The organism is Desulfoscipio gibsoniae DSM 7213 (assembly GCF_000233715.2).
Lineage (GTDB): Bacteria > Bacillota > Desulfotomaculia > Desulfotomaculales > Desulfallaceae > Sporotomaculum > Sporotomaculum gibsoniae.
Map to the genome: position 1 here is coordinate 587,675 of NC_021184.1, position 23,152 is coordinate 610,826.

General features: G+C 53.5%; 17 protein-coding genes. 14 read left to right on the plus strand and 3 right to left on the minus strand.

The annotated features are described in order from the left end of the window. Positions 1-11: 11 nt before the first annotated feature. From DESGI_RS02825 to DESGI_RS02865, 9 genes are all read left to right on the plus strand, one after another. Entirely contained in the window at positions 12-1,541 is a 1,530-nt protein-coding gene (locus tag DESGI_RS02825; protein WP_006524016.1) for a 2-isopropylmalate synthase, read from the plus strand. A gap of 16 nt (positions 1,542-1,557) precedes the next feature. Beyond that, on the plus strand, positions 1,558-2,820 hold the full coding sequence (gene leuC / locus DESGI_RS02830; RefSeq protein WP_041284748.1) for a 3-isopropylmalate dehydratase large subunit: 1,263 nt from the start codon (positions 1,558-1,560) through the stop codon (positions 2,818-2,820). Beyond that, positions 2,820-3,326 carry a 3-isopropylmalate dehydratase small subunit gene (gene leuD, locus DESGI_RS02835; protein ID WP_006524014.1) on the plus strand — a complete coding sequence of 169 codons (507 nt, stop codon included), beginning with the start codon at positions 2,820-2,822 and terminating at the stop codon, positions 3,324-3,326. Before leuC ends, leuD begins: the two co-directional genes overlap by 1 nt. Before the next feature lie 174 nt (positions 3,327-3,500). Further along, entirely contained in the window at positions 3,501-4,577 is a 1,077-nt protein-coding gene (gene leuB, locus DESGI_RS02840; protein WP_006524013.1) for a 3-isopropylmalate dehydrogenase, read from the plus strand. A gap of 228 nt (positions 4,578-4,805) precedes the next feature. Then, entirely contained in the window at positions 4,806-6,443 is a 1,638-nt protein-coding gene (gene cimA, locus DESGI_RS02845; protein WP_041284749.1) for a citramalate synthase, read from the plus strand. A 49-nt stretch (positions 6,444-6,492) separates the two neighbouring features. Then, positions 6,493-7,299 (plus strand): ATP-dependent sacrificial sulfur transferase LarE, encoded by an 807-nt coding sequence (gene larE, locus DESGI_RS02850; protein ID WP_041285151.1) that lies wholly within the window; start codon positions 6,493-6,495, stop codon positions 7,297-7,299. Between the two features lie 423 nt (positions 7,300-7,722). Further along, positions 7,723-8,187, plus strand: coding sequence for a nickel pincer cofactor biosynthesis protein LarC2 (gene larC2, locus DESGI_RS02855; RefSeq protein ID WP_006524009.1), 465 nt, complete (start codon positions 7,723-7,725; stop codon positions 8,185-8,187). A gap of 130 nt (positions 8,188-8,317) precedes the next feature. Further along, a complete protein-coding gene (cdaA, locus tag DESGI_RS02860) occupies positions 8,318-9,154 on the plus strand; it encodes a diadenylate cyclase CdaA (RefSeq protein ID WP_006524008.1) in 837 nt (278 codons plus the stop codon). Positions 9,155-9,160: 6 nt separating this feature from the next. Then, positions 9,161-10,114 (plus strand): CdaR family protein, encoded by a 954-nt coding sequence (locus tag DESGI_RS02865; RefSeq protein WP_006524007.1) that lies wholly within the window; start codon positions 9,161-9,163, stop codon positions 10,112-10,114. Between the two features lie 99 nt (positions 10,115-10,213). Here DESGI_RS02865 and DESGI_RS02870 read toward each other — a convergent pair whose 3' ends face one another. Then, entirely contained in the window at positions 10,214-10,942 is a 729-nt protein-coding gene (locus DESGI_RS02870; protein WP_006524006.1) for a CpaE/TadZ family protein, read from the minus strand. 456 nt (positions 10,943-11,398) lie between these two features. Between DESGI_RS02870 and DESGI_RS02875 the strand changes: the two genes are divergently transcribed. The 5 genes from DESGI_RS02875 (at position 11,399) to glmS (ending at position 20,081) form a co-directional block, all read left to right on the plus strand. Continuing rightward, positions 11,399-12,709 (plus strand): metallophosphoesterase family protein, encoded by a 1,311-nt coding sequence (locus tag DESGI_RS02875; RefSeq protein WP_006524005.1) that lies wholly within the window; start codon positions 11,399-11,401, stop codon positions 12,707-12,709. Positions 12,710-12,715: 6 nt separating this feature from the next. Then, positions 12,716-15,949 carry an AAA family ATPase gene (locus tag DESGI_RS02880; protein WP_006524004.1) on the plus strand — a complete coding sequence of 1,078 codons (3,234 nt, stop codon included), beginning with the start codon at positions 12,716-12,718 and terminating at the stop codon, positions 15,947-15,949. A gap of 236 nt (positions 15,950-16,185) precedes the next feature. Next, a complete protein-coding gene (gene glmM / locus DESGI_RS02885; RefSeq protein WP_006524003.1) occupies positions 16,186-17,520 on the plus strand; it encodes a phosphoglucosamine mutase in 1,335 nt (444 codons plus the stop codon). Positions 17,521-17,838: 318 nt separating this feature from the next. Next, positions 17,839-17,982: a hypothetical protein gene (locus DESGI_RS24285; RefSeq protein ID WP_006524002.1), complete on the plus strand. Its 144-nt coding sequence runs from the start codon at positions 17,839-17,841 to the stop codon at positions 17,980-17,982. A 269-nt stretch (positions 17,983-18,251) separates the two neighbouring features. Continuing rightward, the gene (gene glmS / locus DESGI_RS02890) at positions 18,252-20,081 is read left to right on the plus strand and encodes a glutamine--fructose-6-phosphate transaminase (isomerizing) (protein ID WP_006524001.1); all 1,830 of its coding nucleotides are present in this window, start codon (positions 18,252-18,254) and stop codon (positions 20,079-20,081) included. 254 nt (positions 20,082-20,335) lie between these two features. Here glmS and DESGI_RS02895 read toward each other — a convergent pair whose 3' ends face one another. Together DESGI_RS02895 and DESGI_RS02900 are read right to left on the minus strand one after the other, a co-directional pair. Then, on the minus strand, positions 20,336-20,950 hold the full coding sequence (locus DESGI_RS02895) for a DUF3786 domain-containing protein (protein WP_006524000.1): 615 nt from the start codon (positions 20,948-20,950) through the stop codon (positions 20,336-20,338). An 87-nt stretch (positions 20,951-21,037) separates the two neighbouring features. Continuing rightward, entirely contained in the window at positions 21,038-23,101 is a 2,064-nt protein-coding gene (locus DESGI_RS02900; protein WP_006523999.1) for a molybdopterin-containing oxidoreductase family protein, read from the minus strand. Positions 23,102-23,152: the final 51 nt, after the last annotated feature.

The window sequence follows — 23,152 nt, forward strand, 5'->3', positions numbered from 1 at the left end:
GAGGGATCCACTTGAACAACCGGGTGTATATTTTTGACACCACCCTGCGGGACGGGGAACAATCACCGGGGGTGAGTTTAAACGTCAGCGAAAAGCTGGAGATAGCCAGACAGCTGGCCCGGCTGGGTGTGGACATCATTGAGGCAGGTTTTCCCATCACTTCCCAAGGTGATTTTGAAGCTGTAAAAAATATTGCCCGGGAGGTGCGGGGGGTAACCGTGGCAGGGCTGGCCCGCACCAATTTCGCCGATATCGACCGGGCCTGGGAGGCCGTTAAGCAAGCCGACCAGCCGCGCATACACACCTTTATCGCCACTTCGGATATCCACCTCAAACACAAACTGCGCATGTCCAGGGAGCAGGTGCTGGAAAGCGCCGCGGCAGCTGTACGGCATGCCAAAAAATACACCGCCGACGTGGAGTTTTCAGCTGAGGACGCTTCCCGCAGCGATTTGGATTTTTTGTGCCGGGTGATGGAAGCGGTTATAGAGGCAGGGGCTACCACCGTTAATATACCCGACACCGTGGGCTATACCACCCCGGATGAATATGCCGAAATCATTCGCACCATCATGAGCCGCACTAAGGGTATTGAAAAGGCTGTCGTCAGCGTGCACTGCCATGACGACCTGGGTCTGGCCGTGGCCAATTCCCTGGCCGCTGTGCTGGCCGGGGCCAGGCAGGTGGAAGGGGCCATCAACGGTATCGGTGAAAGGGCGGGCAATGCCTCCATTGAAGAATTTGTCATGGCCCTGTATACCAGGCGGGACCGCTACAGCCTGGAAACGGGTATCAACGCCGAGGAAATATACCGCACCAGCAAGCTGGTGAGTAAACTCACCGGTATGGACATCCAGCCCAACAAAGCTGTGGTGGGTAAAAACGCCTTTGCCCACGAATCGGGCATTCACCAGGACGGGGTGCTCAAAGAGCGCACCACCTATGAGATCATGAACCCGGCCATGGTGGGCCTGTCTCACAGCAATTTGGTGCTGGGCAAGCACAGCGGGCGGCACGCCTTCCGCTCCCGGCTGGTGGAACTGGGCTTTGTTTTAAATGATGCTGAGCTGAATAAAGCTTTTGCCCGTTTTAAGGATCTGGCCGACCGCAAGAAGGAAATTGCCGACCAGGATATCGAAGCTATTGTAGAAAATGAAATTCGCAAAGTGCCCGCCACCTACGAGCTATCCTACCTGCATATCAGCAGCGGCACCACGGTGGTGCCTACAGCCACGGTGGGCCTGGCCAGGGGCGAAGAAATACTTGAGGAGGCCGCCTGCGGCAATGGCCCGGTGGACGCCATTTGCAAGGCGGTGGATAAAATCACCGGCTACAGCTGTCGCCTGGCCACCTGGGGTATCAACGCCATTACTGCCGGTAAGGACGCCCTGGGCGAAGTTACTTTGCGCATAGCTGAAAACAACCGGGAAAAGCTGTACATGGGGCGGGGCATCAGCACTGACGTGCTGGAAGCCAGCGCCCGGGCTTACGTTAACGCAGTGAATAAAATGATTTACGAGAAAAACAATCATATTGATTAAATAGGGGTGACAAATGATGGCCATGACCATCACCGAAAAAATACTGGCCGCCCATGCCGGGATGGACCGGGTGGAACCGGGGCAGCTGATCAATGTTCAAGTTGATCTGGCCCTGGGCAATGATATCACCGCCCCCGTGGCCATTCGCGAGTTTGAAAGAATAGGTGTGGAGACAGTTTGGGACCGGGAGCGGGTGGTGCTGGTTCCCGACCATTTCGTACCCAACAAAGACATCAAGTCGGCAGAACAGGTTAAAGGCTTAAGGGAATTTGCCCGCAAGCACCAGCTGCCCCATTTTTACGAAGTGGGCCGCATGGGCGTTGAACACTGCCTGCTGCCCGAGCAGGGTCTGGTGGGGCCGGGCGATCTGGTTATCGGCGCCGACAGCCACACCTGCACCTACGGCGGCCTGGGGGCATTTTCCACCGGGGTGGGCAGCACCGATCTGGCGGCAGCCATGGCCCTGGGGGAAACCTGGCTCAAGGTGCCCGAAAGCATTAAGTTCGTTTATTATGGTGAACTGCCCCGCTGGGTGGGCGGTAAAGATTTGATACTGTACACCATTGGTCAAATCGGCGTGGACGGGGCGCTGTACATGGCCATGGAGTTTACCGGCCCGGCCATCGAAGGCCTGGGCATTGAAGGGCGGCTGACCATGGCCAACATGGCCGTTGAGGCCGGGGCTAAAAACGGCATTGTGGCTCCGGATGAAATAACCCGCCGCTACGTGGAGGGCCGGGCCAAACGGCCGTATACATTCTATCAAAGCGACCCGGATGCCCGTTATGCTCAAGTTATTGAGATTGACGTCAGCAAGCTGGAGCCCCAGATAGCCTTTCCCCATTTACCCGAGAACACCCGCCCGGTGAGCGAGGCCGCCGATGTAACCATTGACCAGGTGGTCATTGGTTCCTGTACCAACGGCCGCCTGTCGGATCTGCAGCTGGCCGCCGAGGTGCTCAAAGGGCACCGGGTAAGCGACAACCTGCGGCTGCTGGTAATCCCCGGCACCCAGGATATTTACATGCAGGCACTGCGGGAAGGGTTGGTGGAACAGTTTATCGAAGCCGGCGCCGCGGTGAGCACGCCCACCTGTGGGCCGTGCCTGGGCGGGCACATGGGCATTTTAGCCAAAGGCGAGCGGGCCCTGGCCACCACCAACCGCAATTTTGTCGGCCGGATGGGCCACCCGGAAAGTGAAGTTTACTTGTGCAACCCGGCAGTGGCAGCCGCCTCGGCGGTGCTGGGCCGAATTGCCGCCCCGTGGGAGGTGGAATAATGATGCTGCAGGGCAAGACCTGGAAATTTGGCGCTGACGTGGATACCGACGCCATTATTCCGGCCCGCTACTTAAATACCTCTGACCCGGCCGAACTGGCCAAACACTGCATGGAAGATGCCGACCCGGCGTTTCCAACCAAAGTACAGCCGGGGGACATTATTATAGCCGGTAAAAACTTCGGCTGCGGCAGTTCCCGGGAACACGCCCCCATAGCCATTAAGGCGGCCGGGGTAAGCTGCGTAATCGCCAAATCCTTTGCCCGGATATTCTACCGCAATGCTTTTAACATAGGACTGCCTATTTTCGAGAGTGTAGAAGCTGCCGAGGCTATCCAGGAAGGCGACGAAGTGGCCGTGGACTCGGCCCAGGGTGTGATTAAAAACCTGACTAAAAATGAAACCTACAAGGCTACCCCGGTGCCTGAATTTATGCAGCAGATCATAGCTGCCGGGGGACTGATCGGATACGTGTCCGAGAGACTGCGGGGGGCCAAACAGGCCTGACAAGCTTTTTGAGCTTCCCCAGGCCGGTGCCGTACCGGTGTGCATCAAGACAGGGGAAGACGGGGGGACGTTTCGGTTGTCTTATTTATGATAATATTTATGATAAGACAATGATGGCCCACCGGGCCGGTGCGGCCTACATACACGCCGCGTAAAACAAGGAGTGAAAATAAATTGTATACCATAACGCTATTGCCCGGCGACGGTATCGGACCCGAGGTGGTTGCCGGTGCCGTGCAGGTGCTGCAGGCGGTACAGGAACGTACCGGTGCTCAGTTTGTTACCCGTGAGGCGCCCTTTGGGGGCTGTGCTTACGATAAAACAGGTACCCCGCTGCCGGAGGAAACACTTAAGCTTTGCCTGGCCGGGGACGCCGTGCTGCTGGGGGCGGTGGGCGGTCCCAAGTGGGATTCCCTGCCCGTGCACCAGCGTCCCGAGGTGGGGGCGCTGCTGCCCCTGCGCAAGCACCTGGGGGTATTCGCCAACCTGCGCCCATCTGTGATTTTCCCGGCCCTGGCCGACGCCAGCACCCTGAAACGGGAAGTGGTGGACGGTCTGGACCTGATGGTGGTGCGGGAACTCACCGGCGGTATCTACTTCGGTTCCAAACACCGGGAAACGCTGCCGGATGGCGGCGTCAAGGTGGTGGAGACGCTGGAGTACACCACCGGAGAAATCGAGCGGGTGGCCCGGGTGGCCTTCGACCTGGCCCGCAAAAGGAGCGGCAAACTAACTTCGGTGGATAAAGCCAATGTGTTGGAAAGCTCGCGCCTGTGGCGGGAGGTGGTGTCCGGTGTGGCCGGGGAATACCCCGACGTGGAACTGAGCCACATGCTGGTGGACAACTGCGCCATGCAGCTGGTGCGCTACCCCAAGCAATTTGACGTGCTGCTTACCGAGAATATGTTTGGCGACATACTCAGCGACCAGGCCTCGCAATTAACGGGCTCCATCGGTATGCTGCCCTCGGCCGGCCTGGGGAGTAAAGTGGGGCTATACGAGCCCATCCACGGCTCCGCCCCGGACATAGCGGGACAGAACCTGGCCAACCCCATCGCCACCATTCTTTCTGTAGCCATGATGCTGCGCTACTCCTTCGATCTGCCTGAAGCCGCAGAATTGGTGGAAAAAGCCGTGGCCGGCGTGCTGGACGAAGGCTACCGCACCGCCGACATCATGCAGCCAGGGATGCGCCAGGTAGGTACCGTAGAGATGGCCAAGCAAATAGGGGTCAGGCTTAAACTTTCTTAAACTAACTTTAATAATTATATATTCCGATAAATGGATTTGCACTATTGATGGTGCTACCTAATTCCTATTACCAACTCCACGTTGGGTTATGGCGGATGGACTATCAGAAGATAGTTCACCAGGCAAATGTTTTTTTATTTCGACCGTTAGTTCTCCTGCGGAGATTTCCGGGACGGGAGATGTTGATCGCTTCCCGCCCCGGGTCGAAAGGGGAAATATTCTTTTTTAATGAAAGGAACGGAGATAGACTTGCCAAGAGTGGAAATATATGATACGACCTTGCGGGACGGAAACCAGGGAGAGGGTATTTCCTTGTCCGCCAAGGATAAAGTTAAAATAGCCCTCAGACTGGATGAGCTGGGTTTTCATTATATAGAGGGGGGCTGGCCGGGTTCCAATCCCAAAGACTTGCGTTTTTTTGAACTGATTAGAGAGCACCAGCTGAAAAACGCCCACATCTGTGCTTTTGGCAGCACCAGAAAATCCGGCGTGGCCGCTGACCGGGATGAAAATCTACAGCAAATTATCCGTTCCAATGTGCAGGTGGCGACTATATTCGGTAAAACATGGGATTTTCATGTCCGGCATGCTCTGCTGACCACCCTGGAAGACAATTTACAAATGATTGAGGAATCAGTGGCCTATTTAAAACAGCAGGGCATGGAAGTATTTTATGATGCCGAGCACTTCTTTGACGGCTTTGCGGCCAACCCCGAATACTCCCTGGCCACATTACAGGCGGCTGAAAAAGGGGGCGCGGCGCGGATTATCCTTTGTGACACCAACGGTGGCAGGCTGCCCAATGAAATTTTCGACATGGTATCAGCTGTTAAAGAGTCTTTGGATGTGCCCCTGGGGGTGCACTGTCATAACGACGGCGAACTGGCTGTGGCCAACTCGCTGGCCGCCGTGCAGGCCGGGGCTATCCAGGTGCAGGGTACCATTAACGGTTATGGCGAGCGCTGCGGCAATGCCAACCTATGCTCTATCATACCCAACCTGGCCTTTAAATGCCAATTGCCCAGTATTCCCGAGCAAAGCCTGGCAGAACTGACGGAACTATCACGGTTTGTTAGTGAACTGGCTAATATGCACCCCATGAACAACCAGCCCTATGTGGGGGGCAGTGCCTTTGCCCACAAAGCCGGGGTGCATGTTAACGCGCTGTTGAAAAATCCTCACACCTACGAGCATGTTGAACCCGAAATGGTGGGTAACCGGCGCCGGGTGCTGGTTTCCGACCAGAGCGGCTTAAGCAACTTGCTTTATAAATACCAGGAGTTGGACTTGGGGCTGGGTTTGGATAAAGAGGCAAACCGCAGGCTATTGGAGGAGTTAAAAGAGCTGGAAAATCAGGGCTATCAATTTGAAGGTGCCGAGGGTTCATTTGAACTGCGCCTGCGCAAGGCTTTCCACGGTTATCAGGAACCGTTCTCGTTGGAAAACCTAAAAATTCTAATTGAAGTGCGTGACGGTACTGTTTATTCCGAGGCCATTATCAAAATTAATGTCAATGGTCAGGTGGTGCATACTGCCGCCGAGGGCAACGGCCCGGTGAATGCTTTAGATAACGCGCTGCGTAAGGCTTTGGAAGGATTCTACCCGGAAATCTCCGGTATGCAGCTCAATGACTATAAAGTACGGGTGCTGGATGAAAAGGACGGCACCGGAGCCGTGGTGCGGGTGCTGGTGGAAACCGGGGACGGTCACTGCTCCTGGGGTACGGTGGGGGTGAGCCCCAATATCATCGAGGCCAGCTGGGAGGCCCTGGTGGACAGTATAGCTTATGGCTTGCTACGGCAGGAAAATAAGGACGATATAGATACCCAGAAGATAATCACCGGCGTTTTTCGCGGTAAATGTTAATACCGGGCCCGACATTTTGATTTTTCAACTGGGGGGTTACAACTTGGTCATGCGAAAATACCGGCAGTTAAAGGACAATTTGCGGGTCTGTGAAAGCTTAGTGGTAGCCTTTTCCGGCGGGGTGGACAGCACCCTGCTGCTGGGGGCCGCCATTGACGCCCTTGGGCCGGGCAGGGTGCTGGCGGCTGCTTTCCATGCCCCCTTTCACGGGGAAGAAGAATTAACAGCAGTGCAGGAACTGGCTGTCCACTTGAATTGCCGGCTGGAGGTTATCCAGGACGGTGGCCTGCTGGACAATGCTGATTTCTGTGCCAACCCGCCCAACCGGTGTTATATCTGTAAGCATACTATTCTAGCCCAACTGCTGGCCCTGGCGGAACAAAAAGGGCTGGCCGCCGTGGCTGAAGGCTCCAATGCCGATGATTTGCGGGATTACCGCCCCGGTATGCAGGCGGTGGAGGAACTGCATGTACTCAGTCCCCTGCAAAGCGTCGGCCTGACCAAGCAGGAAATTAGGCAGCTGTCCAGGGACCTGGGACTGCCCACCTGGAACAAGCCCTCCTCACCCTGCCTGTGCTCGCGTATCCCCTACGGCAGCACCATTACATATGCCAAACTGCGGCAAATAGAGTATGGGGAAAGGTTCTTAAAGGAAGCCGGTTTCCCCGAAGTGCGGTTGCGCCACCATGACAATTTAGCCCGGATTGAAGTTCCCGCCGATAAAATGGCTGCTCTGCTGCATGGCCAAACGCTGTCCCGGACGCAAAGCTACCTGCGGGGCCTGGGTTTTCAATACATAACTTTGGATTTGCACGGTTTTAGAAGCGGCAGCTTGAATGAAATATTGCGGGTTTAGGCAAACTGCGGCAATCATGCCCCCTGTAACAGGTTGTGGTGTGCATTGCCGTTTTTTTAACCTGGCAGGCATTCTGACAAATGATATTGCCTTTTGGGGATGTATAATTATCATAGAGCTTGTTCGAAAAAGTAGGCTTTGGTGCCAGGTGTTGAAAGGTTGAAAATCAAAGATTTTCAACCTTTCAACACCTGGCACCTATCAAGGAGACGAAAGCTTTTCGCCTTAATGCCGTTGGCCATGCCTTGAACGGAAAGACGGAGCCTAAGCGGTAATAAGTGAGTACTGCGGAAGCCAGGCCAACGCAAAAATTCGTAGTGGATCGCGTACGGACTTTTAAAGGATATTACCTTTTTGGTATATATAATTATTATTATTAGTTTAAGAAAGTTAAAGCCTGACCCCTAAATGGAGGTGTGCAAAATGGTTTATGACGAAGAGGTGCTGGTTATGGAAACCGCCATTGATGATCAAAACCCCGAGTTTTTCCCTTACCTTGTGGACCGGCTGCTGGAGGCCGGGGCGCTGGACGCCTATTTGCAGCCGATCATTATGAAAAAAGGGCGGCCCGGGACATTGCTTACAGTACTGGCCAGGGAAGACCGGCAGGATATTTTGCTGCAGATTATTTTCTCCGAAACCTCCACCTTGGGGGTGCGCCTGCGCACTGAGCGGCGCCTTTGCCTGCACCGGGATTTTATTACGGTACACACCGGCTATGGCGCGGTGCGGGTTAAACTGGCTCTAGAGGAACCCGGGGGTGCGCCGCTGAGGTATGCCCCGGAGTTCGAGGACTGCCGTGCCCTGGCCCTGGAACACCGCGTGCCGGTACAAAATGTCTACCGGGCCGCGCTGCTGGCAGCGGAAAATATGTTAAAGGATCAATAAGACTGTTTGTTGCAAGTGCCTGCTTGCAGAAAAATGTTTTATTGGGTGTATATGCTTATACCTATTATTCGTTTTCACCACAGGCCATGTGTTAAAATATAAAGGTCAAGGTCATTGGGGAGGCAAGGACATGGAATACCTCAGGGCACTGAAAGACAACCTTAACATTAATTTAGACGTATTCAACATAGTCAGCATAATCGATATTTTAATCGTGGCCTTTGTGTTGTATCGTTTAATGCTGCTTATCCAGGGTACCAGGGCGGTGCAGCTTATCAAAGGCATGGTGGTATTGCTGGTGGCCACTGCGGCGAGCAGCCTGCTTAATTTAAACACCGTGCACTGGCTGCTCAGATACACCATGACAGGCTTACTGGTGGCGCTGCCCATTGTGTTTCAGCCGGAACTGCGCCGCGCCCTGGAAAAACTGGGCGGCGGTGATTTCTTTGCCCGCCCGCTGACCCAGATGGCCGAAGGTGACCGGAGCGCCCTGATTAATGAGGTGGTGCGGGCCGCTCTGAGTATGTCCGCTACCCGAACAGGGGCGCTGATCGTGCTGGAACGTTCCACGGGCCTGCAGGAACTAATAGAAACCGGCGTCAAGGTGGACGGTATTGTATCAGCCGAGCTGCTGATGAATATTTTCATTACCAAATCACCGCTGCACGATGGAGCCGCCATCATCAGGGGGGACAGGCTGGCCGCCGCGGCCTGCGTTTTGCCGCTGTCCGAAAGCAGAGAACTAAGCAGGGAGCTGGGCACCAGACACCGGGCCGCCGTTGGGCTGACGGAACAATCGGATGCTGTGGCGGTGGTGGTATCTGAAGAAACGGGCAATGTATCCATGGCTATGGAAGGAACTCTTTACCGGCGTTTAAATGAGGCGGGATTGCATGAGCTGCTGGTAAAGTATTTACAGCCCACCACCACACGCAGTGCTTTTTCCTCACTTTGGCAGAGAAGGTGATGTGCGATGACTTTTCGCTGGCGGGATAATTCCATAAGAATATTAGCCCTCTTTATGGCTGTGCTCCTTTGGGTATATGTGACTAACGAGCAAAACCCGGTAACCAATCGTACCTACCAAATTCCCTTAAATGTGCAGGGGGAACCTGAAGGCTATGTAACCAGCGGATTGCCGGATAAAGTATATATTAAGGTAAAAAGCCCCGCAAATATTGGCGCTGCTCTGAGGGCCGGCGACTTTACCGCCCGGGTAAGCCTTATGGGCATCACATCAGGTGAGCGGGAATTGCCCGTACAGGTTGCCGCACCGCCGGGAGTAGAGGTGCTCCAGGTTACGCCTGAGGTGGTACAGGTTCAGGCGGACAGGTTGACCCGGAAAAATGTTTCGCTGGCGCTCAGCTTAAAGGGGGAAGTCGGGCAGGGTATGCAAAGGGGTGAGCCTGTTTTAAGTCCACCCGTGGTAACTTTGCACGGGCCCAGCAAGCTGCTGGCTGAAATTAATCGCGTAGGTGTCACAGTGAATATATCCGGGGCGAGGGATACGGTGGTGCAGGATGTGGCTGTGCAAACCGGCGTGCAAGGTGTAACCGTCAGCCCCGACCGGGTGTCGGTGACTGTGCCCGTGACCGCTCTGCCCGCCGGTGAACTGCCGGTGCGGGTTAAACTTACCGGAGAACCGGCGGAGGGGTATGTGGTGGGCGATATACAAGTGCAGCCCGCTTCCGTGCATGTAACCGGGCCGCAGCAAGTTATCAGCAACCTGGCTGCGGTTGATACATTGCAGATGAATATCTCCGGTGCGTACGAAGATGTAGAAAAGGAGGTTGTGCTTGCGCTGCCGGGCGGAACCACATCCGTACAGCCTGATCGAGTTCAGGTTACGGTGGTCATTGATCCGGTGGAAACAGAACCTCCGCCACCGGCCCCTGAAGAAGAAGAAACCGAAAATACCAATGAGTAAAATTGATGAGGCCCGGGACTTCCAACAGCAGTCCCGGGCGCTTTATTGACATTATCTTGAGACATTATCTGGAAACAAAGCCGGTTCAGGAGGGTGTTGTCACTGGTTAATGAATTTCTCAAATATTTCATTAACCCTCTTGTTAAACTCATCTTGGGTGAGGCTGGTGCGTCCTTTATCAATTTCGGGCAGTACCCCCAGCACAGGTATTTTGTAGTCCTGAGCCACTACCTCGGGCGAATCTTCGATGGCGGACGGCTCCCGGTTAAACAGCAATTTGAATTTTTCCACCGGGAAATGAACATCTTCAAGATCCCAGATAAAATGCTTGAGCAATTTCAAGTTGTATCTAAAGGTATCCACCACTAAAATGGGCAGGTCTACGTCTTCCAGCACCATATAGCTGAAGCTGGTGGGAATATTGCTCATGTCAAACACTATGACATCATAATCACTGGCTTTTAAGGAGTTATAAATAATTTTTATTTCATAATATATGTTGCCGTAACCAGGTAATTTTCTATTGGAGTTGGTAGCCAAAACATCCAGGCCGGAAGGGTGCTTTTGTAGAAACTGTGCCCATTGGGACTGGGTGTATTGCACATTGATAATAGGTATTTCTTTGCTGGCCAGGTAAATGTCCTCACACCAGTCACTGATGTTGGGGTGCCTGTTTAACTGCAGTCTTTTGGTTACATCGCCGGTATGAATGTCCAGGTCCACCAGTAATGTTCTATAACCCTTGTTTTGGCTGATGAGAGCTAACTCTTCGGCTATCGTGGTGTTGCCGCTTTTTTTGGTGATTCCATAAACAGAAATTGTTTTCATAGGCCAACTCCTTTAAAATATTTTTTGCTCCGGTTAACTATTAAAATAGCAATAATTTATTATGACAAACTGTAACGGTTGCACAAGTTGTTAAATACTGATATTTAATGCTTGTTAATTATTTAGCATATTTATAATATGCATGACAATTTGAATAAAGATTTTTTTAATTTATTAGCCCTTTAAGACGGGGTTGGCGGTAGGCCAAGGAATCGTTTTCAGTTTTCCCTATAGGCGTGGAAGCCCGGAGTAGGTGGTTGTTCTATCCAGTTGTAGCGATTTAATGAGGTACTTTAAAATAATATATATAAGCGGCAATGGCCAGCATGGTAAACCCTATGGTCAGGCGTACTTTTTCGGACATGCGGCAATCCTCCTTTGTGCTAATATTTTAACTGTTTTCGCAAAAAAACTCAACTAGACCGGATAATCTGAATAAGCATAAGGTGATGTATTATGAACGCTGGTTTTTCCTTTATTCACGCGGCGGATTTGCATTTGGACAGCCCTTTTCGGGGTTATGATGAAATAGATTTCGTGGACCCGGCTACCCGGGAAAATGTACTCCGCCAGCTGCGGGACTGTACTTTTACCACCCTGGATAATATAGTGCAGGCTTGCTTGGCCCACCGGGTGGATTTTTTGGTGCTGGCCGGGGATATCTATGACCTGGCCGACCGCAGCCTGCGGGCGCAGCTGCGTTTCCAAAATGCTATGGAGCATTTGGCCGGGGCAGGTATTTCCGTTTTTGTAGCTTATGGCAACCATGATCATGATGATGGCCGGCGGGCTATGCTGAATTGGCCCGGCAATGTCTTTTTCTTCCCCGCCGGTGAAGTAGCGGCCTGCCCTGTGGTGCGCCGGGGGAGGGAAATCGCCCGGGTTTACGGTATCAGCTATCCCCGGCGGGATGTCCAGGAAAATTATGCAGCTCTTTTTAAACGTGAGCCAAAGGCTCCCTTTACTGTGGCCGTTCTGCACTGCAACGTGGGGGGCAATACTGAACATGCCAATTATGCCCCCTGCCGTTTGGAGGAGCTGGTGGGAGCCGGTTTTGATTACTGGGCTTTGGGGCATGTGCACCGCCGCCGGCTGCTGAGGAGTTCAAATCCCTGTGTAGTTTATCCCGGCAGCCCGCAGGGCCGCAACCCGCGGGAAAACGGTATCAAAGGCTGCTATTTGGCGCGGGTGAGTGCATGGGGCGCGGTGGAACTTGAGTTTTTGCCCATGGACGGTGTACGGTGGGAGCAGGTGCAGGTACCCATAGACGGGCTCACAGCGGAACAGGCCCTGCTGGAGAAAATTGACGAGCAGCTGGTCCATTTGCGCCACCGGCACGGCGACCGGCCGGTGGTGGCGCGATTGGAGCTTACCGGGCGCGGCGCGCTGCACAAGTCGTTGCGGCACAATGGTGTGCTGGAAGGTATACTGGAGGAAATGCGCTGCCGGTTTGCCGGGCCCGAGGGCAGCTTTGTGTGGCCGGAATCCATCCGCTGCAGTACATCCTTAGCGGTGGACAAGGAATCACTGCGGGAAAGTGAAACACTGCTGGGGGATTTGCTGGCCATCAGCCGGCAGGCCCGGGAATTAAGCGGAAACTCCGGGGAGGGGGACAGGCTCCGGCAGGTCCTTGATCCCCTGCACCACCGGATTGCCCGGCATATCACCCTGCCGGCGGACGAGGATTTTAACGCTTTGCTGGAGGCGGCCGAGGATATGGCCCTGGATCTGCTTTGGGAGGAAGAAGAAAATGAAGGGAACGGTTGATATACTGTGAGACTGGTGGGACTATATATAGAGAATTATGGGCTGCTGCATGACCTTTCAATCACCGAGGGGGAACTGTGCCCTGGTCCCTGCGTGATCTACGGTTTAAACGAGGCCGGCAAATCCACATTGCTGTCTTTTATCCGGGCTGTGCTCTTTGGTTTCAAGGGGGAGGGCCAGGGAGAGCCGGTACGAGGCGGGCAAAATGGGGGGCGCCTGCTCCTGGAGGAAGGAGGGCAGGTCTACCGGGTGGAACGTCGCGGCCGGGGTAATGGCCGGGTGGTGGTGGAATTGCCCGACGGCAGCCGGGCCGGGGAAGAATTGCTGAGGACAAAGATACTGCGGGGAGTAAGCCCGGTGCTGTTTAAAAACATATTCGCACTGGGCATGGATGAGCTGCGCAAGCTGGAGGACCTGGCCCGGGATGAAGTTGGCGCCCATATCTACGGGGCGGGCACGGGCACCGGCCCGCAGCGCCTGGCTGAGGCCGCTGCCTGGCTGGACAAGAATGCTGCCGTCCTGTTCAAGCCCAGGGGGAAAACACCGGTGCTGAACAGGCTGCTGGCTGAATTGGACGGCCTGGACCGGCAAATTAGGGAACTCGAGGAGCAGCCCGAACGCTATAACACCATGCGGGGTCAATTAAAGGAACTGGAGATTCAAAAAGAGCGCCTCCGGGCTGAGCGGGATGCCGGGCAAAAACGGCTGCGCCGCCTGGATAACCTGCTTAAGGCCCGGGCCCCCTGGAATGAGCTGCAGCGCTGCCTGGCCAACCGGCGGCCCGGCAAGGGACCGGGCGCAGCAGCTGGATCCGCCGGTTCTATGCCCCCGGGGCAATTCCCCGAGGAAGGAGCGGAAAGGCTGGGCCGGCTGGAGGTCAGAAGGGATGAAAAACAGGCCGAGGTGCGGGCCCTGGATAAAAAATTACATGCTCTGGAGGCTAAACTGGCCGCTGTACAGGTGGATGAAAAAATACTGGCCCGGGCTGCGGCGCTGGAGGAATTGGCCGGGGAGCGTTCCCTGTACCTCGAGAAAAAACAAACGCTGGCGGAACTGCAGGCCAGGGTTGGCGTTGGACTGCGGGGGTTGCGGGAAAAACTGGCCTCCCTGGGGCCGGGTTGGGATGAAGACAAAATTGTTCGGCTGGATACTTCCCTGGCCGCACGGCGGCAGGTGGAAGATTTTAACCGGCGTTTTCGCTCTCTGGAACAAAATATACTGGCAGGCAACGGCCGGTTGGCCGGTATTCGCAAGGAAGTGGCCGAAAAACAGGCTGCCAGGGATGACTGTACAGCTCAACTCAACGATCTGTCCGGGCTGCCGGTGACGGGTGGCCGGGACCCGTCACAAATGCTGTCCATGCTGGAACAGGCCGCCCTGGAGCTGGAAAGGCAGCAGCATTACCAATCGCTTCTGGGAATGCGGCATAATCAGCTGGCTGAGATTAATGACCGCATTCAGAGGGTAAAAGCTCAGCTGGGTCAGCTAACCGGGACAAAAAGACCGCCCTGGCCGCTGCTGGTGGCGGTGTCGCTGGGCTTTCTGGGTGCCGGGGCGGCGTTTTACAATATCATATTGGGTATCTTAATCCTGGCCGGCGGCATTGGACTAGCGGTGTTGTTCAATACCATGCTGGCGGGGCAGACCAGGGAGCGGCAGTGCCGTGCGGAGGAGCTGGGCAGTGAAGCCGCTGCGCTGGAAAAAGACCGGGCTGTCCTGGAGCAGGAGCTGGCCGGGCTGGAGGAAGAGCTGGCGGCCATCGCCGTTAGCTTGCGCCGGGCGGCAATGGCTGTGCACGGGCGGGAAACGCTGGTTCGGGAGGATATCCCCGGGCTGCGGCAGTACCTGATGAAGGAACTGGACATAATGCGCCGCGGTCGTGAACTGGCCGCCCGCCTGGAGCAGGCCGGCCAGGCGCTATCCCGGGCCACCGGGGAATTACGGCGGCTGGAGGAAGAACTTGCAGGGCAAAAGGAGGCCCGGCAGCTGCTTGAACATGAATGGCAGCGGTGGTTGAGCCACCGGGGGCTGCCGTCACTGGACACTGCCGGAACAGCGGATTTTTTGTCGCTGGCGGAAAGCACTGCCGATGCGGTGCGAAGCTTACAGGCGGAAAGAAAAACCCTGGAACAGGTGGGTATCGTGGTACATGGATACGAAGACCGGGTTATAAACCTGGCGGGTGAGCTGGGTGAGCACCGGCTGCCCCGGGACCAGGTGGCAAGTTATGTGGGCCATCTGACCGATTTGTTAAATGAACAGCGGAAAGCTGACGCCCGGCGCCGGCGGTATATTGAAGAGCTGGAGGATGCCCGGGAAAGTAAAAATTTGGCGCTGGATAATCTGGCGGCGGTGGAGCAAAGCATTCAGGAACTGCTGGCCCTGGGGGGTGCCTGTGATGTGGAGGATTTCCGCAAGCGCTTGGCCGCCCACCGGGAACAGCTTGAACTGGGCCGCCGGATTGACGCATTGCAGGGTCAGCTGCTGAATATTGCCGGGTCGGCCCCGGAATTGCAGGAGTTGCAGGAGGAGTTAAATATTACTACCAGAGAGCAGCATGAGAGTCAAAACAGTTCGCTGGAAGCCTCCCTGGCGGTCTTGGAAGATGAGCTGGCCCGGCTGGTTGATGCCGTAGCTGCTTTAAAGCAGCAAATGCGGGTGCTGGAAAACGACGAGGCACTGGCCCGGGCCAGGCAGCGGCGGGATATGCTGCGGGCAAGACTGGCGGCCCGCGCCAGGGAATGGCAGGTAACTACCTTATGTGCCGCACTGCTGGAAATGGCCAGGGAAAAGCACGAGCGGGAGCGCCAGCCTGCTGTACTGGCCCGGGCTTCCGTTCTAATCGGCCCCATGACCAGGGGCCGCTACACCCGGGTCGTGGCCCCTGTGGGTGAAACGGCCGGCCTGGTGGTGGAAGATGCGGACGGCTGCCGGGTGCCCGCCCGGCGTCTCAGCAGAGGTGCGGCGGGTCAGCTTTACCTGGCCGTACGCATGGCGCTGGCTGATCACTTTGGCGCGGTGGCTGCCCCCATGCCCATTATATTGGACGATATTTTGGTGGATTTCGATGCCGGGCGCTTGCGGGGCGCGCTGCAGGTGATTAAAGAGATGGCCCAAAAACACCAGGTTATATTTTTCACCTGCCATGATTATATTTTAGCAGCTGCCCGGGAGCAGCTGGGGGACTTTAGCCTGGTCATACTGGAGAACGGGGTTAAGGCGACCCTGGCCGGCCTTTAACGAAAGGTGCCGGCACGGGTTTTAACTATCCCAACATATATAGTTTTTATGGACTTAATGTTAAAAGATATATTTGAACGACCGCGTCGGGTGGTGCATATAATAAAGCATAGTAACGACAAGCGCCCAACAACAAATACCATTTTTTTCAGGTTAAATTGACACGGGGATGGCGTAAAAGATATAATTATTAAGGTTTAATTAATTGTTTATCGCTTCAGGAGGTAGTTGCTTTAATGACACGGTTATTCGGCACCGATGGCGTGCGTGGCGTTGCCAACAAGGATCTCACCCCGGAGCTGGCTTATAAGCTGGGCCGGGCCGGGGCATATGCTCTGGCGAATGGCCAGGGGCCGGGCCGGCTGGTGGTGGGGCGGGATACCCGGGTGTCCGGGGACATGCTGGAAGCCGCACTGTCCGCCGGTATCTGCTCCACCGGGGTGGATGTATTAACAGTGGGTGTTATCCCCACACCCGCTATAGCATTGCTGACCAGGGAGCTGGACGCCGCCGGGGGAGTGGTGATATCAGCCTCGCACAACCCTGTGGAGGACAACGGCATTAAATTCTTCGGACCCAGCGGCTATAAACTAACCGATGAGAAGGAGCAGCGGATTGAGCAACTGCTTTCGGACGGCGATGCCGGGTTACCCTCGCCGGTGGGGGCGGGCGTAGGCCGGATACACCGGGTGACCGATGCCGATGACCGTTACGTTGCTTTCCTCAAGGGAACCATTCCCGGCGATTTCAGCGGGCTTAAAATTGTGGTGGACTGTGCCAACGGCGCGGCCTACTGGGTGGCCCCCCGGGTGCTGGCAGAGCTGGGTGCCGAGGTGATAGCTGTTTTTAACACCCCGGACGGGGTAAATATAAACGACGGGTGCGGCTCCACCCACCCGGAAAAACTTCGTGAGGCGGTTTTGCAGCACGGTGCCGACCTGGGCCTGGCCCATGACGGGGATGCCGACCGGTTGATTGCCGTGGATCACCTGGGCAACCTGGTGGATGGCGACCAGATTATGGTTATTTGCGCCCGGCACTTGAAGGCCCAAAGCCAGCTGCCCAAAAACACCGTGGTGGTTACGGTGATGAGCAATCTGGGCCTGCACCTGGCTATGCGGGAAGCGGGCATTGAGGTGCTGCAGACCAAGGTGGGAGACCGTTACGTGCTGGAAGAACTGCTGCACAGCGGAGCGGTTTTCGGCGGCGAACAGTCCGGGCATATACTGTTTCTGGAACACAGCCCCACTGGTGACGGGCTGCTCACCGCACTGCAACTGCTGGCGGTGGTAAAAGCCACCGGGCGCAGCCTGGCTGAGCTGGCAAGGCAGATGGAGCGCCTGCCGCAGCTGTTGGAGAATGTCCGGGTAGCGGATAAACACCAGGTAATGACCAGCCCGGTGCTGGAGCAGAGCATTGCAGCCATGGAAAAGAGCCTGGCCGGCCAGGGGCGGATACTGGTACGCCCCTCGGGCACCGAGTCGCTGGTGCGGGTAATGGCTGAGGGCCGCGACATGGAACAGCTGCAGGCCATTGTGGGTGAACTGGTGGATGTGGTTAATGGACTTTAATGAATGCAGCCCCGGTGGCTTTAGCGTTTTAGCTTAGCTGGTGCTGTTATAATTCTATAACTGTATACAGGGAACCTTAATGCCTGCTTATGCGTCAACAATATAACAAAGCATTATGTTGGTAATTGGCTGTTAAATTCGGTTTATCCATTTTCTTTGTGACAATTAAATTCAGGCGCATTATAAACACTCATGTTGCTCTTCTAACGCGGTACCAGCATAAAAATGAAAATTGTTTTCAGGATAGACTATACTGAAAGGTGGTGATGGTTTATTAATACGTTGCTATAAGGCAAGGGTAAGGAGATGTACAATTGCATGGTAAGCGCCAGAACCCGGTTTACCCGGGTTGACGAGGAGGGAGTTATCGAAAATTTCGGCGGGTGCTCCCCGGTCGAGTCACGACCGTCAAAGGTACTACAAATCCTGTGGGTAACTACAGGGACAAAGCGTACCGGGTGACTGGGCAAAGGCATAAATACCGACCCAAAGCCGTCAGGATAGGTATGCCATTTTGACGGCTATTTTTATGCCCATTTTGAGGATCTCTTGCATTAACATTAGATCTATGGTTAAACAAAGGTAATGGGATTTGGTTTATTTTAAAGGCTTAATTGGAGTTTTCGCAGTAAACACTATACCTGTCTGTAAAAACCCTGAAAGAAATCAGGTTATCATGTGCCGATAAACGGTATTTTAAAAACAGGCCATTGAACGGAGGTTTTAAATATATGTGCGGCATTGTGGGATATATTGGCGGCCGTCAGGCGGCACCCATATTATTGGATGGTTTGCAGAAGTTGGAGTACCGGGGTTATGATTCCGCTGGTATTGCTGTGATCCAGGACGGCGCTATTGAACTGCAAAAGAAAACAGGTAAACTTATTGAACTGCGCAAGCAAATGAACGATCGCCTGCCCGAGTCCACCGTGGGCATCGGGCACACCCGCTGGGCCACCCACGGCCGTCCCAGCGATGCCAACGCCCACCCCCACCTGGATTGCTCCGGCCGGTTTGCGGTGGTGCACAACGGCATTATCGAAAACTACTTTACCCTGCGGGAGTGGCTGATTGCCCAGGGGCACGTGTTTCGCTCGGAGACCGATACCGAAGTGCTGCCCCACTTAATTGAAGAATTTTACATGGGCGACCTGGTGGAAACCATGCAGCGGGTGCTCAAGAAAGTGGACGGCTCCTATGCCGCGGTGGTGCTGTCCCTGGACGAACCTAATCAGCTGGTGGCGGCCCGCCACGACAGCCCGCTGATCGTGGGGCTGGGGGAGGGGGAATACTTTCTGGCCTCCGATATCCCGGCGCTGCTGGCCCACACCCGGCAGACCTATATACTGGAGGACGGCGAAATAGCTGTGCTCACACGGGAGGGGGCCCAGGTGCTTAACCGGACCGGTCAACCCGTGGATAAAAAAATATTCACCGTTAAATGGGAAGCTAAACAGGCCGAAAAGGAAGGCTACGCCCACTTTATGCTCAAGGAAATTCACGAGCAGCCCCGGGCCCTCAAGGATACCCTGAGCGGGCGTATCGCCCCGGATGGTAGCGGCGTAACCTTAAGTGAAATAAACATCCCCGAGGAAGAGCTCCGGGAAATTAATAAAATCTTTATCACAGCCTGCGGCACGGCTTTTCATGCCGGCCTGGTGGGCAAACATATTATCGAAACCCTGGCCCGCATTCCTGTGGAAGCCGATATTGCTTCGGAATTTCGCTACCGCAACCCGCTGCTGGATCGGCATTCCCTGGTGATTGTGGTCAGCCAGAGCGGTGAAACCGCCGATACCCTGGCGGCGCTGCGGGAGGCCAAGCGCAAAGGGGCCCGGGTGCTGGCAGTGACCAACGTGGTGGACAGCTCGGTGGCCAGGGAAGCCGATGACGTACTATACACCTGGGCAGGGCCGGAAATAGCCGTGGCCTCTACCAAGGCCTACACTACCCAGCTGGTATCCATGTATCTAATAGGCCTCTACCTGGCCCAGCGGCGCGGTACGCTGAAGCCGGAAGAAATGACCCAAATTGTTACCGGGCTGCGCAAGCTGCCCGATAAAGTAAGTGCCATTTTGGAAAACGGCAAAGACATTGAAACATTCGTCCGGCAATACTGTGACTGTTCCAGCATATTTTTTATCGGCCGGGGTCTGGACCACGCCGTGGCCATGGAGGGATCATTAAAGCTCAAGGAAATCTCTTATATTCATGCCGAGGCCTATGCTGCAGGCGAACTGAAGCACGGCACCCTGGCTCTGATAGTAAAGGATGTACCGGTTATCGCCCTGGCCACCCAGTCGGTGCTGTTTGAAAAGATGCTCAGCAACATCAAGGAGGTCAAAGCCCGGGACGCCACGGTGCTGGCGGTGGCCATGCGGGGTCTGGAAGAGGTGGCCAAAGAAGCCGACCAGGTTATGTATATTCCCCGCACCCACCAGGTCCTTACCCCTGTGCTGGCAGTGATACCTATGCAGCTCCTGGCCTACCACATGGCCGTGGTTCGGGACTGCGATGTGGACCAGCCCAGGAATTTAGCCAAAAGTGTGACGGTGGAGTAGGGAACGGATGATTGCAGCCTCTGTTTTCTAAAAAAGGTTGCGGCCATCTTTGCCAAGTACCCGAAATAGCATATAAGTTCATTTATAAACACCGCTTAGCCTCATAGGGGTAATACCAGCGTCGTAAGCGACGCTGGTATTACCCCTTAATGGGAGTCTGTACAAAATTTTGCGTATTATTGTGTTAAGGCTATGATTACTAGACGATTCTGTTTTGTTAGCATTATATATGCACCAGTATTATACCCATCCGGTTAGTCTCCCGTTTGGGCGGTCATAATCATCGCTCTTACAAGGCATCCCTCTAAAAAAGCCAGACATTCAAACTCCATAAAGCGTGAAGCATTTTTATCAAACAAAATCTGAACTTCGCAAGGAAATTCATCATCTCCATCATAATAAACAATTTGGAGGAGGATTTTCGGCAATGCTTTCAGAAGCCATGAATAGCCGCCCGATTTTAGCTTGCCGTTAAAAACCCCACCTAATCTGCACATAGTTTCACTGAATGTTACATAATTTCCACTGAATGTTTTAACGAGCGGATCGGTCATCCATTTTATATTTGTGCTGAGTATTATTCCTGTGCCGGCAAGATAAGAAATCGGCACATATGAAAATGTAGGTTCACCCACGCCTTTGGACAATGTATAGTAAGCCAGCACACTGCGGTTGTTGACATTAACCGGCTTACCGTCCGTCGGATTAACACCGCGGGAACTAATCTCGTATTCTCGGCCAAGAAAATTGACAGATAGGGCACCGTCCGGCTGAAGTGACAGACCAAGCCGTTCGGCAACCTCTAAAAAATCGCATTTGCTCAATTTGGGTATAAGGCTTTCATAAATTTGTTCATAACCACTACTCATAAGATACTCCTTTCATTGTGCGCTGCAGATGCTCATTTTCAAGACCGTTCAAGGGCTGTGGAATTATTGAGTCAGACCACATTTTTGTCAACTGCCCTTACTTATCCGGCAAAGTAAAGCTTTTAGCGCCGGATACCCCAATATCGGGTCTGCTGCCTCTAATGAAGTGAGTAAGTTGATGTTAGCTTCTGACCAACCATGGGGAATATTAATTATCCCTGGCAAAATCCGTTCAGTCACCTTGGCTTTTAATTTTATGGTTCCTCTTTTTGTCTGTACGGAAATTAGATCCCCATCAGTCAGGCCATATTGAGTAGCCGTATCCACATGAATCTCAGCAAAAGGCTCAGATGATTTCCGCCTTAAGGTGGGAAGATTTCTATGTTGGGAATGAGTAAAATGTTTATCTCTGGCCCCGGTGGTTAATATTAACGGGAATTCCTTGGCCAATTCAGGTGAATTTTCAGGGCTTTCCGGCGGTTCTTTGTATGTTGGAATAGGATCATGCCCTAAATTGTTAAGAAACTCCGAGTATATTTCCACTTTCTTTGAGGGGGTGTTAAATCCTTTTTTCTTGTAAGCCTCATATTTAACTTCCCCTACATTTACTCCACCAGGGTACTTTTCTGTTAGTGCCTTTACATCATAGCCAGATGGTTCCAATAAATAATCAATAAATGCATCCTCATCTTGCCACGGAAATTCTTCCTCGTACCCCATTTTTTTTGCCATTTCCAACCAGAATGTCAGGTCACTCCAGGCTTCCCCACTCTGCAGGATTTTTTTGCGCAGCATAACATGAGGTATCGCCCAAAGGGTGCTGTAGTAATCATTTAACTCATTTCTTTCCAGGAAGGTCGCCGCAGGCAGGAACAAATCGGCAATTTCAGCTGTTTCAGACATTACCTGGCCCATGACAACTAAAAAATCAAGTTTTTCAAAGGCTTCTTTAACCTTCTTGGATTCCGGCCAAGTCATTAGAGGATTTGAGCCGCTAACTATCAGTGCTTTAACGGGATATGGTTCGCCGGTCAGAATCGTATCTGGCAACACCATGGCCTGCCCTTCACCAAATTCCCGTCCAAAGACACTATAGAAGGGAGAATACTTGTCAATCCCCAATGGCATTCGCTCAAGTTCTTTAACAGTAACCGGAGATTTCGGAAGCATCGGGCCTTTTACAAATCCACCCTTTTTGTCTAAGTTTCCGGTAATAGCCTCCAAAATTGCAATTGCTCTGCTGCTGTTCAAAGCCGTACTGGTCTGGTCCAGAGCATTTGTACCCTGTAAAATACAAGCTGATTCAGCTGTAGCAAACTTCCGGGCAAATTGCTTAATCTTCTCTTCCGGAACTCGGGTTATTTTTGCTACCTTCTCCGGCGGATAATCCTGAACATGTTCCACCAACTTGTCAAAACCAACTGTCCAGTTATTTACGAAATCTTCGTCATGAAGTTTTTCATTAATAATAACATTCATCATCCCCAGCATTAATGCACAATCAGTCCCCGGCCGGGGTTGAATATGCATGTCTGCACGGCTGGCAATATTGGTAACCCGAGGATCTACTACAATTAACTGTAAGCCTTCTTTTCGGGCTTTGCTAATCCACATCGCCAGCGGAGGTGCGGAATTTTCCGGGTTTTTCCCCCAAACTACGGTTAGTTTGGAATTCCTTGGATCAGCAACATAATAACGACCCAAAGTCAAGATATAACTGATAACTTGACTACGGAAACAAATACTTTCCACGGAAAATATACTGGAACTGCCAAAAGCATGGGCAAATTTTCTAATCATGCTTACTGCGGAAGTACCTGAGAGTAAAACAGGCATCCCAATTGTAATTGCCACCGCCTGGGGTCCGTAATTTTGTTTAATTTCCAGCAATTTTCCCTTAATAAGATCTAATGCCTCATCCCAACTAATTTGCTGCCATTTACCGTTAACTTTTTTCATCGGGTGAAGTATTCTGTCTGGGTCATACTGGTATTCAATCATGGACCGACCTTTAATACATAAGAAACCTTCGTTTAAAGGAAACCCTTTACTGCCGGTTACCTTGGTTATTTTGCCATTTTCCACCGTCACATCAATGCCGCATCCCAGATAGCACAGCTGACATGTTGTTTGTACCACTTTCTGAGTCATATAATTTCCCCCTCTCAATTCCCAATATTTCATACCTCTTTAGGTAAACTA